Annotated in this window: 23 protein-coding genes and 3 tRNA genes; 16 read left to right on the forward strand and 10 right to left on the reverse strand. The window is 38.5% G+C overall.

Annotated elements, in window-relative coordinates:
- From EZL74_RS11490 to EZL74_RS11500, 3 genes are all read right to left on the reverse strand, one after another.
- Window positions 1-3,374: beta strand repeat-containing protein (locus EZL74_RS11490; RefSeq protein ID WP_394345866.1), on the reverse strand; the 3,374-nt coding region annotated here is incomplete at its 3' end.
- A gap of 313 nt (window positions 3,375-3,687) precedes the next feature.
- Entirely contained in the window at window positions 3,688-4,809 is a 1,122-nt protein-coding gene (locus EZL74_RS11495; RefSeq protein WP_131476769.1) for a GTP cyclohydrolase, read from the reverse strand.
- The gene (locus EZL74_RS11500) at window positions 4,809-5,780 is read right to left on the reverse strand and encodes a transporter (RefSeq protein ID WP_131476770.1); all 972 of its coding nucleotides are present in this window, start codon (window positions 5,778-5,780) and stop codon (window positions 4,809-4,811) included. The genes EZL74_RS11495 and EZL74_RS11500 overlap by 1 nt, the downstream gene beginning before the upstream one ends.
- Window positions 5,781-5,906: 126 nt before the next feature.
- Between EZL74_RS11500 and EZL74_RS11505 the strand changes: the two genes are divergently transcribed.
- From EZL74_RS11505 to EZL74_RS11520, 4 genes are read left to right on the forward strand one after another with little or no spacing between them, the layout of a single operon-like run.
- Complete coding sequence (locus tag EZL74_RS11505) at window positions 5,907-6,158, forward strand: DUF4834 domain-containing protein (protein WP_131476771.1); 252 nt, start codon at window positions 5,907-5,909, stop codon at window positions 6,156-6,158.
- 30 nt (window positions 6,159-6,188) lie between these two features.
- Window positions 6,189-8,678 (forward strand): YfhO family protein, encoded by a 2,490-nt coding sequence (locus EZL74_RS11510; protein ID WP_131476772.1) that lies wholly within the window; start codon window positions 6,189-6,191, stop codon window positions 8,676-8,678.
- Window positions 8,678-9,973 carry a glycosyltransferase family 4 protein gene (locus EZL74_RS11515; protein WP_131476773.1) on the forward strand — a complete coding sequence of 432 codons (1,296 nt, stop codon included), beginning with the start codon at window positions 8,678-8,680 and terminating at the stop codon, window positions 9,971-9,973. Before EZL74_RS11510 ends, EZL74_RS11515 begins: the two co-directional genes overlap by 1 nt.
- A gap of 15 nt (window positions 9,974-9,988) precedes the next feature.
- Window positions 9,989-11,458 (forward strand): oligosaccharide flippase family protein, encoded by a 1,470-nt coding sequence (locus EZL74_RS11520; RefSeq protein WP_131476774.1) that lies wholly within the window; start codon window positions 9,989-9,991, stop codon window positions 11,456-11,458.
- A 269-nt stretch (window positions 11,459-11,727) separates the two neighbouring features.
- Here the strand turns inward: EZL74_RS11520 and EZL74_RS11525 are convergent, their stop codons facing one another.
- Window positions 11,728-12,132 carry a response regulator gene (locus tag EZL74_RS11525; protein WP_131476775.1) on the reverse strand — a complete coding sequence of 135 codons (405 nt, stop codon included), beginning with the start codon at window positions 12,130-12,132 and terminating at the stop codon, window positions 11,728-11,730.
- Between the two features lie 197 nt (window positions 12,133-12,329).
- Between EZL74_RS11525 and EZL74_RS11530 the strand changes: the two genes are divergently transcribed.
- Together EZL74_RS11530 and EZL74_RS11535 are read left to right on the forward strand one after the other, a co-directional pair.
- The gene (locus tag EZL74_RS11530) at window positions 12,330-13,175 is read left to right on the forward strand and encodes a transketolase (RefSeq protein WP_131476776.1); all 846 of its coding nucleotides are present in this window, start codon (window positions 12,330-12,332) and stop codon (window positions 13,173-13,175) included.
- Window positions 13,176-13,179: 4 nt separating this feature from the next.
- Complete coding sequence (locus tag EZL74_RS11535) at window positions 13,180-14,133, forward strand: transketolase family protein (protein WP_131476777.1); 954 nt, start codon at window positions 13,180-13,182, stop codon at window positions 14,131-14,133.
- A gap of 48 nt (window positions 14,134-14,181) precedes the next feature.
- On the opposite strand, the gene EZL74_RS11540 is transcribed toward EZL74_RS11535, so the two are convergent.
- The gene (locus EZL74_RS11540; RefSeq protein WP_131476778.1) at window positions 14,182-15,222 is read right to left on the reverse strand and encodes an FKBP-type peptidylprolyl isomerase; all 1,041 of its coding nucleotides are present in this window, start codon (window positions 15,220-15,222) and stop codon (window positions 14,182-14,184) included.
- Window positions 15,223-15,301: 79 nt separating this feature from the next.
- Here EZL74_RS11540 and EZL74_RS11545 point away from each other — a divergent pair, with 79 nt between their 5' ends.
- On the forward strand, window positions 15,302-15,685 hold the full coding sequence (locus EZL74_RS11545) for an RNA-binding S4 domain-containing protein (RefSeq protein ID WP_131476779.1): 384 nt from the start codon (window positions 15,302-15,304) through the stop codon (window positions 15,683-15,685).
- A 14-nt stretch (window positions 15,686-15,699) separates the two neighbouring features.
- Complete coding sequence (locus tag EZL74_RS11550) at window positions 15,700-16,197, forward strand: phosphoribosyltransferase family protein (protein ID WP_131476780.1); 498 nt, start codon at window positions 15,700-15,702, stop codon at window positions 16,195-16,197.
- Here the strand turns inward: EZL74_RS11550 and EZL74_RS11555 are convergent.
- A complete protein-coding gene (locus EZL74_RS11555) occupies window positions 16,189-16,707 on the reverse strand; it encodes a shikimate kinase (protein WP_131476781.1) in 519 nt (172 codons plus the stop codon). The genes EZL74_RS11550 and EZL74_RS11555 overlap by 9 nt on opposite strands.
- A gap of 127 nt (window positions 16,708-16,834) precedes the next feature.
- Here EZL74_RS11555 and EZL74_RS11560 point away from each other — a divergent pair.
- The 7 genes from EZL74_RS11560 (at window position 16,835) to EZL74_RS11590 (ending at window position 20,950) form a co-directional block, all read left to right on the forward strand.
- Window positions 16,835-16,907: transfer RNA gene (locus tag EZL74_RS11560), tRNA-Lys, on the forward strand.
- Between the two features lie 27 nt (window positions 16,908-16,934).
- Window positions 16,935-17,007: transfer RNA gene (locus EZL74_RS11565), tRNA-Lys, on the forward strand.
- 41 nt (window positions 17,008-17,048) lie between these two features.
- A tRNA-Leu gene (locus EZL74_RS11570) sits at window positions 17,049-17,130 on the forward strand.
- 112 nt (window positions 17,131-17,242) lie between these two features.
- Entirely contained in the window at window positions 17,243-18,139 is an 897-nt protein-coding gene (locus EZL74_RS11575) for a MerR family transcriptional regulator (protein ID WP_131476782.1), read from the forward strand.
- 52 nt (window positions 18,140-18,191) lie between these two features.
- Window positions 18,192-19,652, forward strand: coding sequence for a phytoene desaturase family protein (locus EZL74_RS11580; RefSeq protein WP_131476783.1), 1,461 nt, complete (start codon window positions 18,192-18,194; stop codon window positions 19,650-19,652).
- A 10-nt stretch (window positions 19,653-19,662) separates the two neighbouring features.
- A complete protein-coding gene (locus tag EZL74_RS11585) occupies window positions 19,663-20,502 on the forward strand; it encodes a phytoene/squalene synthase family protein (protein ID WP_131476784.1) in 840 nt (279 codons plus the stop codon).
- Window positions 20,503-20,506: 4 nt separating this feature from the next.
- A complete protein-coding gene (locus EZL74_RS11590) occupies window positions 20,507-20,950 on the forward strand; it encodes a sterol desaturase family protein (protein ID WP_131476785.1) in 444 nt (147 codons plus the stop codon).
- A gap of 50 nt (window positions 20,951-21,000) precedes the next feature.
- Here EZL74_RS11590 and EZL74_RS11595 read toward each other — a convergent pair whose 3' ends face one another.
- The 4 genes from EZL74_RS11595 to EZL74_RS11610 are packed head-to-tail and all read right to left on the reverse strand — an operon-like array spanning window position 21,001 to window position 23,079.
- Entirely contained in the window at window positions 21,001-21,534 is a 534-nt protein-coding gene (locus EZL74_RS11595) for a DUF4252 domain-containing protein (RefSeq protein WP_131476786.1), read from the reverse strand.
- Between the two features lie 6 nt (window positions 21,535-21,540).
- Complete coding sequence (locus EZL74_RS11600) at window positions 21,541-22,119, reverse strand: DUF4252 domain-containing protein (protein WP_240034593.1); 579 nt, start codon at window positions 22,117-22,119, stop codon at window positions 21,541-21,543.
- 17 nt (window positions 22,120-22,136) lie between these two features.
- Entirely contained in the window at window positions 22,137-22,583 is a 447-nt protein-coding gene (locus tag EZL74_RS11605) for a hypothetical protein (protein ID WP_131476787.1), read from the reverse strand.
- Window positions 22,570-23,079, reverse strand: a complete 510-nt coding sequence (locus tag EZL74_RS11610) for an RNA polymerase sigma factor (protein WP_131476788.1) — start codon at window positions 23,077-23,079, stop codon at window positions 22,570-22,572. Before EZL74_RS11610 ends, EZL74_RS11605 begins: the two co-directional genes overlap by 14 nt.
- Window positions 23,080-23,203: 124 nt before the next feature.
- On the opposite strand from EZL74_RS11610, the gene EZL74_RS11615 reads away from it, so the two are divergent.
- Window positions 23,204-24,586 (forward strand): S41 family peptidase, encoded by a 1,383-nt coding sequence (locus EZL74_RS11615; protein WP_131476789.1) that lies wholly within the window; start codon window positions 23,204-23,206, stop codon window positions 24,584-24,586.
- Window positions 24,587-24,664 lie beyond the last annotated feature (78 nt).

Consider the following 24,664-nt stretch of genomic DNA (forward strand, 5'->3'; position numbering starts at 1 on the left):
TAAGTACCTGAAGCCGATGCTGTGAATGGTGAAGTAGCTGCGTTACCGTTAACCGTAAACGTTTTAGCTCCTGTTCCGCCTGTAGCGCTGAATGTAATTGAACCTGAACCACCAAAACACAATGGGTTAGTTCCATTAGCTGTTAATTCAACTTTGGTTGGAATAGTGATGGTTACTGTTTTAGCATCTGTACATCCGTTAGCATCAGTAGCTACAATGGTATAAGTACCTGAAGCCGATGCTGAGAATGGTGAAGTAGCTGCGTTACCGTTAACCGTAAACGTTTTAGCTCCTGTTCCACCTGTAGCACTGAAAGTAATCGATCCGCTGCCACCAAAACACAATGGGTTGGTGCCGTTAGCTGTCAATTCGACTTTAGTTGGGATGGTGATGGTTACTTGTTTGGTATCCGTACAGCCGTTGGCATCGGTAGCGACAATAGTATACGTACCGGAAGCTGAAACCGAGAATGGCGAGGTAGCGGAGTTTCCATTCACCGTATAGGTTTTATCTCCTGTTCCTCCCGTTGCGCTGAAGGTAATTGATCCGCTGCCACCAAAACACAATGGGTTGGTACCGTTAGCCGTCAATTCGACTTTAGTTGGGATGGTGATGGTTACTTGTTTGGTATCGGTACAGCCGTTGGCATCGGTAGCCACGATGGTGTATGTTCCTGAAGCTAAAGCCGAGAATGGCGAGGTAGCRGAGTTTCCATTCACCGTATAGGTTTTATCTCCTGTTCCTCCCGTTGCGCTGAAGGTAATTGATCCGCTGCCACCAAAACACAATGGGTTGGTACCGTTAGCCGTCAATTCGACTTTAGTTGGGATGGTAATGGTTACTTGTTTGGTATCGGTACAGCCGTTGGCATCGGTAGCCACGATGGTATATGTTCCTGAAGCTAAAGCCGAGAATGGCGAGGTAGCGGAGTTTCCATTCACCGTATAGGTTTTATTGCCTGTTCCTCCCGTTGCGCTGAAGGTAATCGATCCGCTGCCACCAAAACACAATGGGTTGGTGCCGTTAGCCGTCAATTCTACTTTAGTTGGGATGGTGATGGTTACTTGTTTGGTATCGGTACAGCCGTTGGCATCGGTAGCCACGATGGTGTATGTTCCTGAAGCTAAAGCCGAGAATGGCGAGGTAGCGGAGTTTCCATTCACCGTATAGGTTTTATCTCCTGTTCCTCCCGTTGCGCTGAAGGTAATTGATCCGCTGCCACCAAAACACAATGGGTTGGTACCGTTAGCCGTCAATTCGACTTTAGTTGGGATGGTAATGGTTACTTGTTTGGTATCGGTACAGCCGTTGGCATCGGTAGCCACGATGGTATATGTTCCTGAAGCTAAAGCCGAGAATGGCGAGGTAGCGGAGTTTCCATTCACCGTATAGGTTTTATTGCCTGTTCCTCCCGTTGCGCTGAARGTAATTGATCCGCTGCCCCCAAAACACAATGGGTTGGTGCCGTTAGCCGTCAATTCGACTTTAGTTGGGATGGTGATGGTTACTTGTTTGGTATCGGTACAGCCGTTGGCATCGGTAGCGACAATAGTATACGTACCGGAAGCCGAAGCCGAGAATGGCGAGGTAGCGGAGTTCCCGTTTACCGTAAAGGTTTTATCTCCTGTTCCTCCCGTTGCGCTGAAGGTAATTGATCCGCTGCCCCCAAAACACAATGGGTTGGTGCCGTTAGCCGTCAATTCGACTTTAGTTGGGATGGTGATGGTTACTTGTTTGGTATCGGTACAGCCGTTGGCATCGGTAGCCACGATGGTGTATGTTCCTGAAGCTAAAGCCGAGAATGGCGAGGTAGCTGAGTTTCCGTTTACCGTAAAGGTTTTAGTGCCTGTTCCTCCCGTTGCGCTGAAGGTAATCGATCCGCTGCCACCAAAACACAATGGGTTGGTGCCGTTAGCCGTCAATTCGACTTTAGTTGGAACCGTAACAACTCCGGTAGTAGAATTTGAAGGACAATTTGCAGCATTATTAACTACAACAGCGTAACTTCCTGCAATAGAAGTGCTGAAACTGGAAACATTGCCAGGGTTAACAGCAGTTACTGGTACCGTCCAAACATATGTATAAGTACCTGGCGGATCAACTGTAGCAGTGACCGTAACACTTTCTCCTATACAAGTAGCCGTTGGGGAATTCACCGTGACTGTCGGAGCCTGAACAGTAGTTACTGTTGTCGGCCTTCCCATCTCTGAAGTACAACCCGATTCTAAATTGGTTGCTACAACATAATAGCTTCCTGCCGGAAGATTACTCCATGTCAGGGTACCTCCATTACCTATTTGAGCTGCTTGTACATTACTATCATTAGAATTATTTTTCAATTGGTAACTTATCATATTTTCAGAACTAGCCATAGTTATTGTACCACTATTTGGAGAAGAGGTACAAAACGTACTACCCACTAGTGTTTTTGGAGCTGGAACTGAACCAAATCTTCCACGGGCTAAATCTTCTAATGAAGCGGTTAGTGATTGTGAATTACGTGTTTCAGCCAAGAAAGTACCTAAACAAACGCTTAGATTGAAGTTCACACTGGCTAAATCTATATACCCTTCGAAGAATGATTCTGACGGATAAGTATTGGCAGCTCCTGATTTAGGTGTATACCCCCAAGACAATGGTGCATTTACTGTAGTTATATTTACTCGTGCATCTAATCCTGAAGTTGGTAGTGGAATTGGAGTTGGGTCTAAAGCTCCATTCGTCCATCTAAAAGCTTGAATTTGGGCTACAGCCCCTCCATTAACGAAGTGACTAATCATTAGAATATCTCCATCAACATGACTTCCTGTGAATCCTCCTCCGGTAGTTCCTGCCTTTTCAACAGAGCCTTGCAAAATCCAAAATCCTATGGCTGAATCCCCATTGTTGGCTCGTCTGTCAGCAAAAAAATACAACTTAGTACCACAAAGTAAATACCCTACGTTGGCCATATTATTTTTATCATTGGCACTATTGGTGGTCCAAACCCACTGACTTATCTGCTGAACATCTTTTGAACCTCCTGTCCAAATATCATCCGTTCCGTCAGTTTTATCAATTATTCGATCCTTAATCCCTCCTGAAGCCGATAAGGCAATTGCCCAATCGCTAGGATCACCATCTAAGCAAATAGGTTCACCACATGACTGTGGTGTACAAGGTTGTGCCGACAAAAAGTTAGCAAACAAAAAAAGTATAAACAGCAACACAATACTGATCATACTTTGTGTTTTTGAATTACTTCTTTTTGTACCAATTTCTCCTAAACTTTCTGTTTTGGAAAAATCTAACTTAAGACTACTTTCTGCTGTATCAAAATCCGAACTCTCACAGCCTGAAAATCTTAAGTCTTTAAATAAAGTACTTTTTTTCATAATGTTAAGTATTTAGTAATACCACATCATGAGTAAGTTTTGGTTTCCGGTATTTTTGGGACCAGCATTAGATTAATGAATGTATTTTATACAAACATTTAACAAAAGATCGTGTGACAGATTTCTATTGGGAGTATAAAATTAGATATTAATACAAGTAAATGTTAAAATTAACATAACTTTTCTACAAACAATTCTATTTCATCGACAAACTACATAAATCGACAAAATTAATTAGTACTTGTTGTTAGAAAACTGCATTTGAAGTAGTGAAAACGAACTATAAAACAAAGATTTTTAACCGATTAAACGATTAAAGCAACTCTTTTCTGTAGGTTCTTCTTCTTCTGAAGGTCACCGGGTCGAAATGCTTCCACATGTTGTGTATCGCATGATTGTCTTCCAATTCGGGTGTGCGGATACAGTTCTGAATGCCTTTTTCTTTAAAAACCTGGTAGTATTCATTGAATATAATGGCGGTAACGCCTTTGCTCTGGTATTCGGGATCGATACCTATTAAATAAAAGAGTACATCCTTGCTTTCTTTCTTCGCTTTAAGCAAATGATAAAATCCAAAAGGAAATAACTTCCCGTTGGCTTTCTGCAATGCTTCAGAAAAACTCGGCATTACGATACTAAAAGCAATCATATTATTATGTTTATCCATAATAAACTTGATGTATTCGGGATTGATAAAACTGATATACTTTTTCTTAAAATACTCTTTTTGAACCTCAGTAATAGCAACAAAGGAAGATAAGCCAGCATAACTCGAATTAAAAAGGTCAAACATTTTATCTACATAAGGCAAAATGTCTTTGGTGTTGGTAAAATTAAGTGCTTTTAGTTCATACCTTCTTTTAATCATATCCTGAGCCTTTAGAAAAAAAGCAGGATCTACATTGTTCATGGTAAAGCGGTTTTCGAGATATTCTTTCTCTTTGACATAACCCAATTTTTCCAAATGTTCTTTATAATAAGGAAAATTGTACCAAGTAATCATTGATCCTATTTCATCGAAACCTTCGGTTAAAACACCAACCTTATCTAAGTTAGAAAATCCCATAGGCCCCTCAACATATTCGAGATTGTTATTTCTTCCGAATTCATAAACTTTCTCCAACAAAGCCCTAGTAACTTCTATATCATCAATCACGTCCCACCAACCAAAACGCACTTTGTTTTTTTGTTGATCTTTTACTTCGTTCCAGTTAATAATGGCCGCTATCCTACCCACTATTTTACCCTCGCGGTAGGCCAAATAAAAATGAGCATCCGCTGAAGTAAAAGCCGGATTTTTGGATTTATCAAACGTATCCAACTCATCGTTTATCAAAGGTGGAACCCAATAGGGGTGATTTTTATACAAGGCAAACGGAAATTTCACAAACTCTTTCAGCAGTTTTTTGCTGTTGGCTTCAACTATGGTAATCATTATGGCTTGGTATTTTCTAATTCTACTTCGTCTTTGCGTTTTTTGCCTTTGTCTTTTTTCGATTTTTTATCTTTTTTGTCTTTAGGATCTTTTTCCTGTTTGATACGCTTGTAATTCGTTTCATAATTACTGTCAAAACGCCAGGAGAGTCCAACATTTCCTGATAATAATGAAGGGGTGTCTTTCACGTTTTTACTCAAAGACGCATCGAGTTGAATATTTTCTCTGACCAAATAAGCAGCACCCAACCTGAAAACATTATCCGCATAATAATCACTCTTGTAAGCCTGCATTTCTAAAAAAGCGGACCATCGCATGTTAAACCCTCTGGTCATGGTGGTAATCCATCCCAAAGTCGGGTACTTCGTAAAATATTTATCGGCTATAATATTATTGACCCAAACCCATTTTGACCCAAAATGATGCTGAGTTATAACCATCACTTTCGGGCTGATGGCTTTATCCTCTTCAAAAGTAAACGGATTAGGACCTATTTTTAAATTCAACCCACCATATACAGCGACAGCCGGAATGAATTGTTTCCAACTAAACTTGTGATTGGCTTTCCAACTGTATAAATTGGGCTTATCTTGTTTGATAAACGGATCATAAACCAAATATTTAGCTCCAATTGTAAATTGTTTCAAACCTCCTCTTGTATCATCAACCAGCGGAGCCTGATACCAGTCGTACTGGTATTGAGTATTCAAATCAAACTCAAACTGATCAAAAAAAGCACCGTAACGAACGTCTAATTCAGTGCCAAAACCATTAGCCTGATAGCGCATTAAATCGTGTTTTTCTCTTATGCCATAAACTCCGCCTTCTGCCTGAATCACTGTCTTTCCGACAGAGAATGCCGACATCGATTTTCCGGGACGGTTGGAATTAATAATATCCGTATACTGAGCGTATTGTGAAGCGGAAATCAGTAGAAAACCGGCAATAAAAAATCTTTTAAGTTTTGTCATAAGTAGTCAAAATTACGCGGGATAACTTAGTGTTTCAAAAGTAGTATTTTTTATTATTTATTTAAGAACTCAAAGGGAAAATTACATAGAGGAATTTAGTATTTTTGACAAAAATTTATTTACACAATGGAAACCGCATCTTTTAGTGGTCTTTTAGAAACCATCTTATTTATCTTTGCTTTTTACTATATTGTAAAGTTTTTGGCGCAGTTGTTTTTGCCGATAATGGCGCAAAAAATGGTGGAAAAAGCCGCCGATCAATTTCAGCAGCAACAGCAAAATTACCAACAGCAACGCAACGCTCAACATACTCCTACCGAAAAACCTAAGGAAAAGAAAGTCGTAGGTGAATATGTTGATTTCGAAGAAATTGAATAATTAATCCAACCTTCCCTTCAAACCAAATAAATGAAGCAACTTCAAAAATTTTATCCGCATTTTTTAGCCATTCTTGGTTTTATCCTCATTTCATTAATTTATTTTTATCCGGTACTGCAAGGTAAAAAAATCTTTCAGTCAGATATTGTACAATACACCGGAATGGCTAAGGAACAAAACGATTTCAGAGCCGAATACCACACCGAGCCGTATTGGACCAACTCGGCCTTTGGCGGAATGCCTACCTACCAAATGGGAGCCAATTACCCTCATGATTACATTGGTAAATTAGACGATGCGTTGCGTTTTCTGCCGAGACCGGCCGATTATGTGTTCTTGTACTTTTTAGGATTTTACGCGTTGTTATTGGTTTTCAGAATCGATCCGCTAAAAGCTTTTTTTGGTGCCTTAGCTTTTGGATTTTCCACCTACCTGATTGTCATACTAGGCGTGGGACACAATGCCAAAGCACACGCTATAGCCTATATGCCGCTGGTTGTAGCCGGATTTATTTTGGTCTTCCGAAAAAGGTATTTACACGGCGGTATTCTTACGATGTTGGCGGTTGCTTTAGAAATTAATGCGAACCATTTTCAAATGACCTATTACCTCTTATTCCTTTTATTGGTTTTGGGCATTTATTTGACATACAAACTAATCCAGGAAAATGACCTTAAGTCGTTGCCCAAAATTGCAGGAACCTTTGTTGTCGCTCTGATTTTAGCCATTGGTGTAAATGCTTCCAGTTTATTGGCTACAAAGGAGTATACTGATTTCAGTATGCGGGGCAAAAGTGAACTTAGTTTCAATGCTGACGGTTCCAAAAACAATACAACAGCTTCGATGTCACACGACTATATCACCGAATACAGTTATGGGATAGCCGAAAGTTTAAACCTCATTGCTCCCCGACTCTTTGGAGGCTCTAATACTGAAAATGTTGGAAAAGACAGTAAATTATATGAATTCATCATCAATCAGGGCGGTTCAGATGAAGATGCCAAGCAGTTTGCAGAATCAGCTCCCACCTATTGGGGTAATCAGCCTATAGTGGCGGCTCCGGCTTACATTGGCGCTATTGTTTTTTTCCTATGCATATTAGCTTTGTATCATGACAAACGTAAAATAAAATACGCGTTTTTAGCAGGAGCATTGTTGTCGTTGTTGTTGTCTTGGGGAAAAAATTTATCGGGTTTAACCAATTTCTTTATCGAATACGTACCGCTTTATGACAAGTTCAGAGCCGTTTCTTCTATACAGGTAATTTTGGAATTATGTGTCCCGGTTTTAGCAATAATGGGGTTACAATCTTTCTTCAAAGAAACCGAAAATCAGAAAAAATCTTTGTTGTATACTGCCGCCACTTCTATAGGCATCATAGCGCTCCTGTTTTTAGCCAAAGGAATGTTCTCATTTACTACTCAAAACGATGGCTATTACGTTCAAGCTTATGGTAAAGAAATGGGAACTGCATTCGTAGAAGCTCTGAAAGCCGACCGAGCCAGTTTATACAAAGCTGATTTGTTGCGTTCCGGATTTTTTATGCTGGTAGCTTTTGGTACTTTATGGTTTTATCTCAAAGGAAAATTGGCTCAAACAACTGCCATCATCATCGTTGGAATTTTCATGGTTGGCGATTTGTTTTTTGTGGATAAAAATTACGTAAGCAACACACCTCACCAGTTCCGAAGTGCTCGCGAAGTAGACCAGCCATTTGAACCTACTCCGGCCGATGAAGAAATTTTGAAGGATAAATCGATTTACCGGGTTTATGAATTACAGGGAAGATTGCAGGGAAGAACTTCATACTTCCACAAGTCTGTTGGCGGATACAGCGCTGTAAGACCCCGCCGTTACGATCAATTATTTGATTATATTGTAGATAAAAAACTGGCTGATTTGGGCAGTAACATTGACCCAAAAACTTTATCCTTAACTAAAAGCATTCCTATTTTAGATGCTCTAAACATCAAGTATTTATTGGTAGAAGTAAAATACGGACAAAGTGTACCGATTACCAACCCGTTTATCAACGGCAATGCGTGGTTTGTTTCTGAATTGAAAATGGTTGCTAATGCTGATGGAGAAATGAAAGCCTTGGACAAAATTGACACCAAAAATGTGGCAGTTTTAAATGAATATGAATTTGGTTCTTGGTTAAAAGCTAAACCACACAGCTTTACAAAAGACAGTACAGCTTCGATAAAAGTAAATGTGTATAAGCCAAATCATATCGAATATACATCAAACAATGCTAACGACGGCTTTGCCGTGTTCTCTGAAACCTATTACAAAGATGGTTGGAAAGCCACTATTGATGGAAAAGAAGCTTCTATTTTCAGAGTTGATTATGTACTCCGCGGATTAGCCATTCCGAAAGGAAAACACACCATCGAATTCAAATTTGAACCCGAAGTGGTAAAAACCGGGAGCACTATAGCTTTATTCAGCTCCATAGGAATGGTATTGGTAATTATTGGTGGTGTTTATTTTGACCAAAAGAAAAAGAAGCAGGACTAATGACCGAATCTAAAAAACTCTTAATCATTACGTATTATTGGCCTCCAGCCGGTGGGCCCGGAGTACAGCGTTGGTTAAAGTTTGTGAAATATTTACCCGATTTCGATGTACAGCCCATAGCCTACATCCCGGAAAATCCTACCTATCCCATTGTTGATGAAGGTTTGCAGAGCGAAGTCTCGGATAAAGCCATAATCCTCAAACATAAAATCGTTGAACCCTATCAGTTTGCCTCTTTTTTTTCAAAGAAAAAAACTCAGAAAATCAGCTCCGGGATTATTCCAAATCAGAAAAAACAATCTTTTTTGGAAAAAATGTTGCTTTGGGTACGCGGTAATATTTTTATTCCCGATGCCCGGTTCCTTTGGGTTAAACCTTCGGTAAACTATTTGAAACAATACATAAAAGAAAATAATATCGATGCCATTGTGACCTCGGGACCGCCGCACAGCTTGCATTTAATTGGTTTACAACTTAAAAAAGAATTAAACCTGAAATGGTTTGCTGATTTCAGAGATCCTTGGACAACTATAGGATATCACAAAGCCTTAAAACTCTCCACATATGCCGAAAAAAAACACAAAGCATTGGAGAGAGAAGTACTGAATGCTGCTGATACCATAATTGTGACCAGCAAAACAACCAAAACAGAATTTCAAGCCATTACTCCCAAACCTATTGAGGTAATTACCAACGGTTATGATGTAGAAAAAATAACCAAACAACCTCTGGACGAAAAATTCACTTTAGCTCATATTGGTTCTTTTTTATCCGAACGTAATCCGAGAATATTGTGGAAAGCCCTGAAAGAATTGGTGAAAGAACATGCCGATTTCAGAAACGATTTTCAATTAAAACTCATAGGCGCGGTTAGTCAGGAAGTGTTAGATACGATATCGGAATTCAGACTTACAGATTATGTATTGAATTTGGGATACCTTTCTCACCGTGAAGCAGTTGAACACCAGCGCAAATCACAGGTTTTGTTGCTCATCGAAATCAACTCAGAAGAAACTAAAAGCATCATTCCAGGAAAACTGTTTGAATATATGGTTTCTGAAAGGCCCATACTTGCTCTTGGTCCTGAAGAATCTGATTTTGCCGAAATCATTACCTCAACCAATACCGGTGTTTTCTTTACTTATGATGAAAAAGAGAGATTAAAAGAGTTACTTTTTAAATACTATCAGGAATATCAAAATAGAAATCTGAAAGTACACGCCGTTGGTTTGCAGCAGTATTCGAGAAAGAGTTTGACTGAAAAACTAGTTCAGATTTTAAATCGTAATTTCTAAATTCTGAGTCATCGCATGGGCATCGTTCAAAACCAATCGATAAAGAATACCATTATCACCTTTCTGGGTTTCGGAATTGGTGCTGTTAATGCCTTATTTTTTTACACCAACTTTTTGGGGAAATTGCATTACGGAATCGTAGCTACTGTACTCTCGGGTGCTAATATTATGATGCCCCTGATGGCATTTGGCGCACAAAACACTTTGATTCGTTTTTTCTCGCATTACAAAACACAGCAAGAACGCGATGAATTTCTGACCTTTATGCTGTTATTGCCATTGGCCTTGATTATCCCGTTGGGATTGATTTTTTATTTTGGCTATGATACTATTTCACACAGTTGGATTGAAGAAAATCCTTCTTTAAAACCATTCTTTTGGCTGATTCCGGTTGTTGGTTTGTTTATGGCCTATTTCGAGGTATTTTATGCTTGGGCTAAAGTACATATGAAATCGGTCACCGGAAATTTCATCAGTGAAGTGTTGGTAAGGTTAACTGTCATGGTGTTATTGATTGCCGTACATTTTGATTGGTTGGCAAAAGACACTTTTGTGTATTGTGTTGCATTGGCATATTTGGGACAACTGATAGGTATGAAACTGTATGCCATTTCGGTAAAAATGCCGGTGTTGCGGTTTGTAATTCCTGAAAACTTAAAAAGTATAGTAGAATACTCCTGTTTCATTATTGTATCCGGCGGTGTGGCAGTGATGCTAATTGATTTTGACAAAGTAATGATTGCCAAATACCTTGATGTAAGTCAAAACGCTTTGTATTCGGTGGCTATATTTATCTCTACTGTAATTGTGGTTCCAAGCCGTGCCATGACACAAATTGTAGCTCCCATCACTGCCAAACTGATGGTTGAACAAAAACACGACGAGCTCAATGATTTATACAAAAGAAGTGCTATTAACCTCCAAATCATTGGTGGTTTTATCATGATACTCATCTTTGTCAACATCAAAGAAATGTACCACCTCATTCCGAAGGATTACAGCGGAGGTATTGCCGTGGTGTTCATGATTGGCTTATCAAAATTTTATGATGTACTTCTGGGAAATAATAATTCGATTATTGTCAACACCAAATACTACCGACTGGTTTTATTATTCGGAATTGCTACGGTTGCACTGATGATTATTCTGAACATAATTTTCATTCCGTTGTACGGCATCGAAGGGTCCGCTTTTGCCACACTGATTACCGTAGTAATTTACAATACCACCAAACTTTTATTTGTAATCAAAAAAATGGATTTATTTCCGTTTACTTATAAAACACTCCAATCGCTGGGTATTTTACTGCTTTGTTTTTTGCTGTTTTATTTTTGGGATTTCCCATTCCACACCATAATAAATATTGTTTTAAAATCAACGTTAGTGACGGTGCTTTATGGAGTTCTGGTTTATAAAACTAAGCTTTCTGAAGAAATTAACGGTGTGATTGAAAAATGGTCAAAATTTACAGGAATCTTAAAATAAAAAGCCCTCTCAGTTGAGACGGCTTTTTAAAAGTGTTTGATTTTTGTTTTTGACGTATTATCTTTAATTAAGTAAGTATCTTTGTCAATTGTGGTGTAAAACTATTTCTTTGTTTCGTTTTAGCATCATTAAATCGATAAATTACCTTAATACTCGTTCAAGATAAATTTTCTGTTAGCAATTCTTTGTTTGTATTAAGAAAACGAGGGGTTTACTGTTAAACAGGAAGCTCTTTGGCTGATTAAATACGTCAAAATTTGATTTCACCTCTACCCTGCGGCCTGATCGTTTTGCAGATAATTGAGTAATACCTCTTCAACAGCCGTTTTGTAATCGTTGATGTGCGGTTTTTTCATCAGGTAATTAACCCCCAACTCCATAAAGTTTTTGACCATTTTTCGCGGATAGGCTCCTGAGACCATCACAATCGGAATGTTTTTTAAATTATCTGATCGTTTAATAACATTCAGAATCTCTTCTCCGTTGAGTATAGGCATGTGAACATCCAAAAAAATCACATCCGGTTTTTCATCAATGTTTTCCAGAATAAAAAGCATTTTACTTCCGTCTAAAAACACTTTAACCGTATGCCCAAGGCTTTCAACAACTTCTTTAAAAAATTCGAGATCATCCAGATCATCATCCAAATAATAGATTGTTTGCGATTCTTTCATAGCTATGTAGATTTGAGATTGTAAAAATAGTACAATTCCATCTTATGTTTTTACAAAATCCCCTTCCTTTCTTATATAATTTCAACGCTGCAACGGCACCTTTTCATTTACAACTCCTTAATAACTAATTTGCAAAACTTTTGCCTTTCGTAAAAAATAGAATTACTTTTGAGGGCAAATAATTTTAACTACAGGTAATGGCTAACATTCAACATTTACAAGATTTCACAACACAAGTCAGAAGAGATATTCTTCGTATGGTACATGCCGTAAACTCGGGACATCCTGGAGGTTCTTTGGGCTGTACCGAATTCCTTACGGTGCTATACCAACACCTAATGAAAAGAAACCCCAATTTTGATATGGATGGCATCGGAGAAGATTTATTCTTCTTGTCAAACGGTCATATTTCGCCGGTTTTCTACAGCGTTTTAGCACGTTCAGGTTATTTCCCTGTTAGTGAATTAGCAACATTCAGAAAACTAAACACCCGTTTACAAGGTCACCCTACAACCCATGAAGGTTTACCGGGTGTTAGAATTGCTTCCGGTTCACTGGGGCAAGGGATGTCAGTAGCCATAGGTGCTGCTCAAGCCAAAAAGCTTAACGGTGACACGCAATTGGTTTATTCACTCCACGGTGACGGTGAATTGCAGGAAGGGCAAAACTGGGAAGCTATTATGTATGCTTCTGCAAAAAAAGTGGATAATTTAATTTCAACCATCGATTATAATGGTCAGCAAATAGACGGTTCAACTAATGAAGTACTGAACATGGGAGATTTGAAAGCCAAGTTTATTGCTTTTGACTGGGATGTTGTTGAAATCAAAGAAGGAAATAACATTGAAGCAATTGTAACCGGTATGGAAGAGGCCAAAAACAGAACCGGAAAAGGAAAACCGGTTTGTGTATTGTTACATACTGTAATGGGCCATGGTGTTGATTTTATGATGTACACTCATGCGTGGCACGGAAAAGCACCAAACGATGAACAATTAGCTAATGGATTGGCTCAAAATCCGGCAACTTTAGGAGATTATTAAAATTATGAAAAAATACGAAAATACAGGAAGTAAAGATACCCGTTCAGGGTTCGGGGCAGGAATGACCGAGCTGGGGCAAAAAAATGAAAATGTAGTAGCGCTTTGTGCCGATTTGATTGGGTCATTAAAATTTGACGATTTTAAAAAGAACCATCCGGAGCGTTTCTTCCAAATCGGAATTGCAGAAGCCAACATGATTGGTATTGCTGCCGGTTTGACTATTGGAGGTAAAATTCCGTTTACGGGTACATTTGCAAACTTTTCTACCGGAAGGGTTTATGACCAAATTCGTCAGTCAGTAGCTTACTCCGATAAAAATGTTAAGATTTGTGCTTCACATGCCGGTTTAACACTGGGTGAAGACGGAGCAACACACCAAATATTGGAAGACATCGGTCTAATGAAAATGCTGCCGGGGATGACCGTAATCAACACTTGTGATTATAACCAAACCAAAGCGGCCACGATTGCCTTGGCTAATCATCACGGACCGGCTTATTTGCGTTTTGGCCGACCTGTTGTACCTAACTTCACTCCTGCTGATGAACCATTTGTAATTGGAAAAGCAATCATGTTGAACGAAGGTACAGACGTGACAATTATCGCTACCGGACATTTAGTTTGGGAAGCATTAATTGCAGCTGAAGCATTAGAAGCTAAAGGTATTTCGGCTGAAGTAATCAACATTCACACCATTAAACCATTGGATGAAGAGGCCATTTTAAAATCGGTTGCCAAAACCGGTTGTGTGGTAACAGCTGAGGAGCACAACATCCTAGGTGGTTTAGGCGAAAGTGTGGCCAGAGTTTTAGCCCTTCACAATCCAAAACCACAGGAATTTGTAGCAGTAAATGACAGTTTTGGAGAAAGCGGAACTCCGGAACAATTGATGGAGAAATACCAACTAAACCATCAGGCAATTGTTACCGCTGTTGAAAAGGTTATCAAAAGAAAATAAGAATACCATACTAATAAAAAAAACCGCCCTAATGAGCGGTTTTTTTTATTAGTGACAACTTGGGTCTAAATACTTTTTCTTTCCGTTTCCGCCTCCGCAGGTTGGAATATCTGCAAATGGGTAAGCAATTCCGGTTAGTGGATTTTTTATCTCAATCTTGGTCATGACTTCATCATTATCATCATCTACGTCGAGAAAATCAGGAATCTCATCTGTTTTGGTATATTTTCCGTTTGGCATTAAAACTGCAACGCCGTCAGAGTTATCCGGATTGGCTACTCCGGTTGCTAAAGTTGCCACATAACCATCATTGTCCAAATCTTCCAAATAAGAAGGTATTCCGTCCTTATCCTGATCGTTTCTCTTAATTTCTATTAGTTTGAAACTAAAAATCAATGGCGAATACGATGGAAATGCTCCTCCTTGAGAACCTGTTCCAGAAAAATAGGCCAATCCAGACGGAAGGAACATTATCCCAGCTCCAAAATCAGAAAAAGAAACAGTTCCATCCGGATTTTCAGCATAGCTACCGGCTCTGAAATTAGGAAAAACCTCAGACCACCCTCTGATTACACCTCCGTATAAATTGAAAAATGTTTCCGGATTTTTTGACTCCTCGAACTGTTTTGAAATAATACCTTCGCTACCATTGTAGATGTATTCTCCTCGGTAAGCGGCTAAAACCTGATCTACATTACACGGGGCTTTGGCTAAATCCGCTGCCGGTGAACTGGATCTGTTTACTTCTCCTCTGAGCGGTATGTAATAAATTTTATAAGCCACGTCAACATTGTTCTGTTTGACAGTGATTTCACGGGTTCTGATTGGATACTGGGTTTGGTCCCAAATGGAAACTTGATTATTTGTGGCTGTAATTTTAGTAAAAGTCACATCCAAATCGTCTTCTCCGTTTGGATTGTTCACTACAGTCATGTAGTGTGTTTTCATGAACGTTTCTATATTGGCAATGTCTTTGGTGTATTGTTCTGTGTAATCGCGAAGCGGTTCACTACTGCTGTCACTCTTAGAACAGGAAACAACCAAAAGACAAAAGAAAAAAAGTACAATCGGCTTCAAAAAATTATTCATTTTTATTTAATTTTTAAGCGTGCAAGATACAATATTGATTTATTTTTGTGAACAATTTAACGTTGATTTTGGAAAAAAAATGAGAGTGGATAAATATTTATGGTGTGTTCGGTATTACAAGACCAGAAACATGGTTACAGAGGCCTGCCGTAAAAATCAAATTACGGTAAACGGACAGGTAGCCAAGGCATCGCGAGAAGTTTTCCCTTCGGATAAAATTACATTCCGAAAAGACCAAATTACTTATCAAATAACCGTTTTAGACATTCCTCCTAACCGGATTGGTGCAAAATTGGTCGATATTTACAGAAAAGATGATACTCCACCTGAAGCTTTTGCCCATTTGGAACTTTTAAAGCTATCCAAAGAGCACTACCGAAGAGCCGGTACGGGAAGACCCACCAAAAAAGACAGACGGGATATTGATGATTTTGAAATCGATTTTATTGAAGACGAAGAATAAACAACACCACAAACATGCAACTAAACATTATCTTAAATCACCAACAGATAGAGTACAAAATAAAAAGAATTGCCTATCAGATTTATGAAACTTTTGCCGATGAGGAAGAAATTTTGCTAGCCGGGATAACTAACAACGGTTATATTTTGGCTGAAAAAATCGCTGCTGTATTAAAAGAAATTTCTTCTTTAAAAGTAACGCTTTGTGAAGTAAAAATAGACAAACCACATCCTTTCAATCCTATTACCACCAGTGTCCCTAAAGAATTGTACAGCAACAAGAGTATTATCCTGATTGATGATGTATTAAATTCAGGAACTACTCTGATTTATGGCGTTAAACATTTTTTAGAGGTTCCTCTCAAAAAATTTAAAACAGTTGTTTTGGTAGACCGAAACCACAAAAAATTCCCGGTAAAAGCTGATTTCAAGGGCATTTCACTTTCTACATCCTCAAAAGAGCACGTACATGTAGTGTTTGAAGCAGATAACAGTTACGCTTATCTAGTGTAATCGTTCGAGGATTTCATTTGCAACAGTAGCCGGACTCTTATCATCAATTTCAACTTTATGGGTTGCCTGAATGTAGAAATAGCTTCGGTCAAATAGGTTTTTGGCTATAAACTCCTTAAGCTCTTCATCTGTCTGATTAGCTATCAATGGTCTGTTATTTTTAGCGGTCTTCAATCGGTCAAAAATAGCGCCAATGGATGCCTTGAGATAGATAGATTCAATTCCTTTTCCGTTTAAAAGCAAATGATTATTAGCATAGCAAGGAGTTCCGCCACCAGTGCTAATGATGAGCTGCCTTTCACTTTGTACTGCTTCTTTAAAAAGTTCATGTTCCAACTTTCTGAAATAGATTTCTCCGTACTTTTCAAAAATTTGCGGGATGGATAATTGAGCTTTGGATTCGATGATTTTATCCAAATCTACCCACTCCCAATTAAGCTTTTCAGCCAATATTTGTGCAACAGTAGTCTTACCTACCCCCATATAACCGATCAAAATTATTTTTTGCATCGAAATAAAACCCTATAAATTAAGCCGTTAAGCAGCGTTATTAAAAAAAGGTAAATTTATGATAAAATTGCTTTGAAATATAAATAATAAGGCCTTATATTTGCACCCGCATTCAAGAAAAGAAAAAGACTCGATAGCTCAGTTGGTAGAGCACAACACTTTTAATGTTGGGGTCCTGGGTTCGAGCCCCAGTCGGGTCACAATTTTTCTTTATTTTTGATGCTAAAGACTCGATAGCTCAGTTGGTAGAGCACAACACTTTTAATGTTGGGGTCCTGGGTTCGAGCCCCAGTCGGGTCACAAAAAGTTGTTCGTCAAAGCGAATGACTTTTTTTGTTTTAGGCCACGTGGAGAAATTGGTAGACTCGCCATCTTGAGGGGGTGGTGCTGCAAAGCGTGTCAGTTCGAATCTGATCGTGGTCACTTTTAAAGAGCAAGTTCAGACGAATTTGCTCTTTTTTTTATGAAGTTTATCCGCAAAAAGCATTGTGTTAATTTTATTTTGTTAATTTTGTTTAACTAATTAAGCGAAATAATGAACAATGTTAAAAGTGTCTTTAGCATTAAAGACTTAGAAAATCTTACCGGAATCAAAGCGCACACCATTCGTATTTGGGAGAAAAGATACAATGTATTGGAGCCCATGCGAACAGAAACTAACATCCGCTTATATGATTTAGAAAATCTTCAGAAACTTTTAAACATAACTTTACTACATAACCACGGCTATAAAATTTCGAAAATTTCTAAGTTATCCAAGGAACGTATCCCGCAATTGGTAAACGAAATCATATCAGACAAAAGTGTTAAGCATCATGCTATAAGTTCTTTTAAAATGGCCATGATGAACTTTGATCAAACTCTGTTTTTCAATACTTATGACCGATTGCTCTCAGAAAGGTCGTTCAGAGAAGTTTTTTATGATGTTTTTATACCTTTAATACAAGAAGTCGGATTACTTTGGCAAACCGACACTATTACTCCTGCTCACGAGCATTTTATATCTCATTTAATTAAGCAAAAACTCCTGACCAATACAGAAGAAGTTCAAGCTAAAATGCCAATCAAAGACGATAGAGTTTTTGTTTTATACTTACCCATGAACGAAGTGCATGAATTAGGCCTGATGTTTTTGAATTATGAAATCCTAAGCCAAGGCTACAAAACGATTTATCTGGGTGAAAGCGTTCCTTTAGACAGTTTAAAAGACCTAAAGAAATATTTTGATAACATCACATTTGTATGCTACATGACCGTAGAACCTACCCGAACTGAAGCAACCGACTACATTATCAAAGCGAAAAAAGAAATTTTAGATGAATCTTCCAGTCTTTGGGCTATCGGAAGGGCCACAGAATATATAGAAAAAGGGCAGTTAGATCAAAAATTCAGCATCTTTAACTCTATTAAATCACTGGTCGATTACATATAATTGCGTAAATATTTTTTTATTGTTTAACTTTTTAATATTTTTGTTAAACAATATGAGAAAAGAAATTAAAATAATCGGTTCCGGATTTTCATCACTTGCTGCAGCCAGCTATCTGGCGCAACAAGGACACGATGTTACTATTTATGAAAAGAACGCGTCTATAGGAGGAAGAGCGCGCCAATTGAAAAAAGAGGGATTTACCTTTGACATAGGCCCCACTTGGTATTGGATGCCTGACGTATTTGAGCGTTTTTTTGCCGATTTCAAGAAAAAACCATCTGATTATTACGAACTCATCAAACTGTCTCCGGCATATCAAGTATATTTTGGAGTAAATGAGTTTGTAACGATAGCTGATAACCTTCCTCAAATAATCCAAACTTTTGAAGCAATTGAAAAAGGAAGCGGTAAAAAGTTGGAGGCCTTCATGAAAGAAGCTCAAAGCAATTACGACATTGCCATAAAAGATTTAGTATACCGTCCCGGAGTTTCTCCGCTTGAATTGGTTACTTTGGAAACAGCCAAAAAAGTGAATCAATTTTTCGGGAACATCTCAAAAGACATCCGCAAACGATTTACCAATTCCAAACTGATACAAATACTTGAATTTCCGGTACTTTTCCTGGGAGCGAAGCCATCAGACACTCCTTCGTTTTACAGCTTTATGAATTTTGCCGATTTTGGTTTAGGAACCTGGCATCCAAAAAACGGTATGTACAGTGTTATTTTGGCCATGGAAAAATTGGCTAAAGAGCTTGGTGTAACCATTATTACAAATGCTAATATTGAAAAAATTAATGTAAAAAATAATATTGCAGAGAGTCTGACAGTTAATGGAACAACTGTAAAAGGCGATATCATAGTCAGTGGAGCCGATTATCACCACAGTGAGAGCTTGCTAGACCAAAAATACCGTGCTTACTCTGAAAAATATTGGGAGAACAGAACATTTGCTCCTTCTTCACTCCTTTTCTATGTTGGTTTTGATAAAAAAATAGAAAACGTAGAACATCATTCATTGTTTTTTGATACCGATTTTGATGTACACGCAAAAGACATATACGATCATCCAAAATGGCCGGAAGAGCCTTTGTTTTATGCAAGTTTTCCTTCTAAGACAGACTCTAATGCAGCGCCAGAAGGAAAGGAAGCCGGAATATTTTTAATTCCGTTAGCTCCAGGATTACAAGATATACCCGAAGTGAGAGAAGAATATTTTGAAAAAATAATCACCCGATTTGAAAGACTAACACAACAGACTGTAAAAGAATCTATTATCTTTAAAGAATCATTTTGTGTAAACGATTTTATCAAAGAATATAATTCGTACAAAGGGAATGCCTATGGGTTAGCCAATACCTTGCTGCAGACCGCTTTTTTAAGACCTAAATTGAAAAGTAAAAAAGTATCAAATCTTTATTTTACCGGACAATTAACCGTTCCCGGCCCCGGAGTCCCTCCGGCATTGATATCCGGAAAACTGGTAGCTGACCTTATTGCCAAAAACCTATAATTATAGTTTTATGAAATCACTTTTTGATACCATATCGTTTGAATGCAGCAAAAATGTTACTAAATCATACAGTACCTCATTTTCTGCAGCCGTAAAAATGTTAGCCCCCAGCATCCGTCAGGACATATACAACATTTACGGTTTTGTTCGCTTTGCCGACGAGATAGTCGACACCTTTCACGATTACAACAAAGAAGTATTGTTTGAAATGTTTGAAAAAGATTTGGCAAGCGCTTTGGAAAATAAAATCAGTTTAAACCCGGTTTTGAACTCGTTTCAGCATACCGTACACAAATACCAGATTCCACATACTATGATTGCCGCTTTCATGAAAAGTATGCGTTTGGATTTACACAAAACAAATTACCAATCTTTCAACGAATACCATGATTATATTTATGGTTCTGCTGATGTGGTAGGTTTGATGTGTTTGAAAGTTTTTGTCAACGGAGACGTAAAAAAGTTTGAAGAACTTGAGCAACCCGCCATGCGATTGGGCTCTGCTTTTCAAAAAGTGAATTTCCTGCGCGATTTGAAAGCCGATTATGAAGATTTGAATCGAAGTTATTTTCCTAACACTGACTTATCGCGCTTAGACGAACACTCAAAAAATGCTATAATTAAAGAAATCGAAGCCGATTTTGAAGCCGGTTTTCAAGGCATCGTAAAACTTCCTTTGGAAGCTAAATTCGGAGTATACACCGCTTATGTGTACTATAAAAAGCTGTTACACAAATTAAAAAAGACGCCTTCTATGGAAATTAAAAACACCCGTATACGAGTTCCTGATTATGAAAAATTAGGGCTTTTGGCCAAATGTTATGTAAATTACCGTCTAAACTTATTATAGAATCATGTTGTTACACATTCTTGTTTTCATTCTCACTTTTTGCATCATGGAATTTATGGCGTGGTTTAGTCATAAATACGTAATGCATGGTTTCCTGTGGTCTTTACACGCTGACCATCACAAAAAAGATCATGACTCCTGGTTTGAACGGAACGATGCTTTTTTTATCTTTTATGCTGTAGTTAGCATCGGTTTCTTTTTGCTTTGGCAACATGACATACTCGAAATTGGTTTGGCTATAGGATTAGGAATCTTTGCTTATGGATTGGCCTATTTTACTGTTCATGATATTTTTATCCATCAGCGGTTTAAATTATTCCGAAATGCAAACAATCGTTATGCAAAAGCTGTAAGGAGGGCTCATAAGATGCACCACAAACACGTCGGGAAAGAAGATGGCGAATGTTTTGGTATGCTGGTTGTTCCTTTTAAATACTTTAAGAAATAAAAAAGTCCCGGATAATCCGGGACTTTTCTTTTTAATAACTAACCTCTAAATTATTTAATCAAACTTTGTAATGGTTTTAATTGCTCCATATCAACGTTGGCATTTTTCAACAGGGAGAGCATGTTCATGATGTTATTCGGGTTCATATCATTCCCGAGAATGCGAACTACCGCGAAGCCGTTTTCTTTTCTTTTGGCAAATAGCACAAACTCATCAATGTCATTTTCATCGCCTACATAACTTATGGAAGCTCCGTCTTTGCCGGAACCTACTTTCATTAACTCCTGATAGGTTTTTCCTTTTAAGATAGCCGTTACTTTTTTGCTTTCGGCATCATATTGCGCCTGGTTCTTGTCATTTGCCTGAAATGTGATGATATTCATTTTGTCAAAAGACTCTAAAGCTGCTTTTTGCTCGGCCGTTAGTTTGGTTTTATCGATGTTTAAAATACTTGGTGAAATATCTAATGCGATAAAGCCTTTCTTCTCGGAGTTTTCAACGAAATACTTTTGAAGTGTGGTTTCGCTGTTGCAACTTAACAGTAAGAATGAGAGCAATGCAGCGATTATAACTGAGAGTTTCATCTTTCTTTATTTTGAACCTTTGGAACCTTTTGATGCCTTTTTCAAATCATCGCCACCGGGTAATTTCATCTTATCGGTTAGAACGGAAAGTTCGTCTAAATCGAAGTTACCGGTTAATGACATTAATACGGTTTCTTCTTTTCCGGTGCCGTCTATAAACATTAACAACTCTTTTATTTGCGAGTCGGTGGCTCCTGATTTTACATAGATTTTTACGCTCTTGCCTTTTTCATTTACGCGCATTAGTTCGTCTAACGCGGCAGATTTAAGATACTTATCTGAAGTAGCTTTTAACTCGTCGGCTCTTTTATCGCTTTGGGTTACGAATACTTTTAAGTTGTCTAACTTTTTGATGAGATTTACATACTGTTGTGTTTCTTTGTCTTTGACATCCATTTTACTTAATAAGGTGAACATCTTTTTATTGACAATGACTGTTGTTACATCATCTAAACCGTCGAATTTATCGAAGGCTGATTGGGCGAAAAAAGTATTGGCTGTTAATACCATTACCAGGGTTAAGATTATCTTTTTACTCATGGTTAAGAAATTGTTTTTTGGGTATTTGTGAATCGTTGGTTTCATGATTTCTTGTGTTTTTTTTATTTAAAAATCTTTTGTTTTGATTGTTCGTATTCATTTAAATAATTCATACTTCCGATGCCTTTGTTTACGTGTTCTGAGATCATAGCTAGTGCTTTTTGAGTTTCTCTGAAGGCTACTTCGGGGTCATTAATACTGCCCAGCTCCTGTGGCTTTGGCTGATTGTAATGATTAAAAGTAAGTAAACTTACGCTGAGCAAAACTGCTACAGAGGCGGCAACTGATAACCAAAGTACTGTTGTTCGTTTTTGTGGTTGTAGTGGAATCGTTGCGGTGAACTGCTCTTGTTTTGCCTGAACTGTATATCCGAAGATAGGTTTATAGTGTTCCAGATGCTGCGCAACATCGGGGGAAGTGAAATAGGCTTTGAGTTCTTTTTCTTCGGCTATTGTTGTGGTGGCTTCGAAGTATTTTTCTATTAGTTTTTCTATTCTATCCAATGCCATAATGGTGTGTTTTAGTCATGTTTTCTCTTATTGTTTTTCGGGCTCTTGAAAGTGCCGTGCGTATGGCCGACTCATTCATTTCTAATATTTTACTAATCTCTTCGAACTCCATCTCTTCGATGTCTCGCATTTGAACGATTAGTTTTTGTTGTTCGGGGAGGTCGTTCATTATTTTTTCGACCCAATTCCATGTATCTCTATCCTCTACTTTTTGTTGCACACTTGCTTCCCTGTCGGTGAAGTTGTTGTGAACGATTTTCATGTTGTTGGCGCGCTTTGACTTGAGCTGATCTAAACAATAGTTTTTTGTCATTGTCATTGCTACGGCTTCAATGCTTTTGTATTGGGTTAGTGATTCGTTTTTGTTCCACAATTTTACCAGAACCTCCTGAGTTGCATCTTCGGCCTCCTCTGTGCTAACGAGTAGGCGTTTTGCCATTCGGAATAACTTATCCTTGAATGGGGTGACGAGCTGCATAAACTCTTTTTGGTTCATTGAAACGGTACTTTAGTTTGTGGTTATATGAGCAAGACGAGGCAGGCTTTTATTTGTTACAACAAATTATTTAATTGTTTTAAAACTTAGTAAATTTACACTTATTAAACCTAAAAAAGCTGCTATGAGGAATTTTGCCAAATCTGTATTATTGTTGTTGTTTATTGCTGTTTGCTTTGGGTGTGAGGACAGGGATGATCATCCGGTGCCTTCTAAGCTGGAGATTAACGACTTTGTGTGGAAGGGTATGAATTTATACTATTTGTGGCAGGCTGATGTGCCCGACCTGGCGGATAATAAGGATGATAATGAGGGGGAGTATTTTTCGTTTTTAGATTCTTATGCGAATCCTACTGATTTGTTTAACCACCTTAGAACGGATGCTACGACTGACCGCTTTAGTGTGATATACAGTGATTATACTGTTTTGGAGGGTGTACTGGCGGGAACTACTTTGAACAACGGCCTTGATCATGGTTTGAATTACAAGCCTAACAGCAGTACGGATCTTTTTGGCTGGGTTAGGTATGTGTTGCCTAACTCTGACGCAGCGGCTAAGAATGTTACGAGAGGCATGATTTTTTATGCGATTGATGGTACTCCGCTGACGGTTGATAATTACAGAGGGCTTTTTGCCAAAACTACTTTCACGATTAATTTGGCTGATTACAATAACGGTGCTATTACCCCTAACGGGCAATCGATTACGTTGACTAAGACTAATATTTCTGAGAATCCTGTTTATGTACGAAAGGTTATTACTGAGGGTACTCACAACATTGGGTATTTGATGTATAATGGTTTTTACCCTAATTATGATGCGCAACTGAATGATGCGTTTGGGTATTTTGCTTCACAAAATGTGACGGATCTGGTGCTGGATTTGAGGTATAACTCGGGCGGGGCTGTTACGAGTGCTACGAAACTGGCCAGTATGATTACGGGACAGTTTACCGGGCAGTTGTTTGCCAAGCTTAAGTGGAATGCAAAGGTTGAAGCGTTCTCGGGAGCTTCGAGTTATGTGTTTGACGGCAGTGTTAACAGTTTGCATTTGAATAAGGTGTATGTTTTGACGGCTAAAGGGACGGCTTCGGCGAGTGAACTGGTGATTAATTGTTTGAAACCGTATATAAACGTGGTGCAGATAGGCGATGTTACTACGGGTAAGAATGTGGCTTCGGTAACGTTGTATGATTCGCCTACGTTTGGGAAATCGAATGTGAACCCGAGTCATAAATATGCTATGCAACCTATAGTTTCGAAGGTGGTTAATAAGAATGAGTTTGGCGATTACCCGCTGGGGTTGGTGCCTACTTATGAACAAAAAGAGAATTTTAATGCTCTGGGGGTTTTAGGGGAAACTGATGAGCCTTTGTTTCAAAAAGCGATTAGCTTAATACTGGCTAACGGCAAACTGATGCCGCAAGTGCCGGTTGTAAACGAACCTTTTACGGATGCTAAAGCGATGAACCCGCTGCGTACTGAAATGTACATAGACCCGAAATAAGCGGAACTACTTTACTAAAAAACGGGGCTACTGCCCTATTGTTGTGCACTGCCAGAGTGCGCCGGTGGTGTGCTTTGG

The organism is Flavobacterium silvisoli, assembly GCF_004329815.1.
Taxonomy (GTDB): Bacteria; Bacteroidota; Bacteroidia; order Flavobacteriales; family Flavobacteriaceae; genus Flavobacterium; species Flavobacterium silvisoli.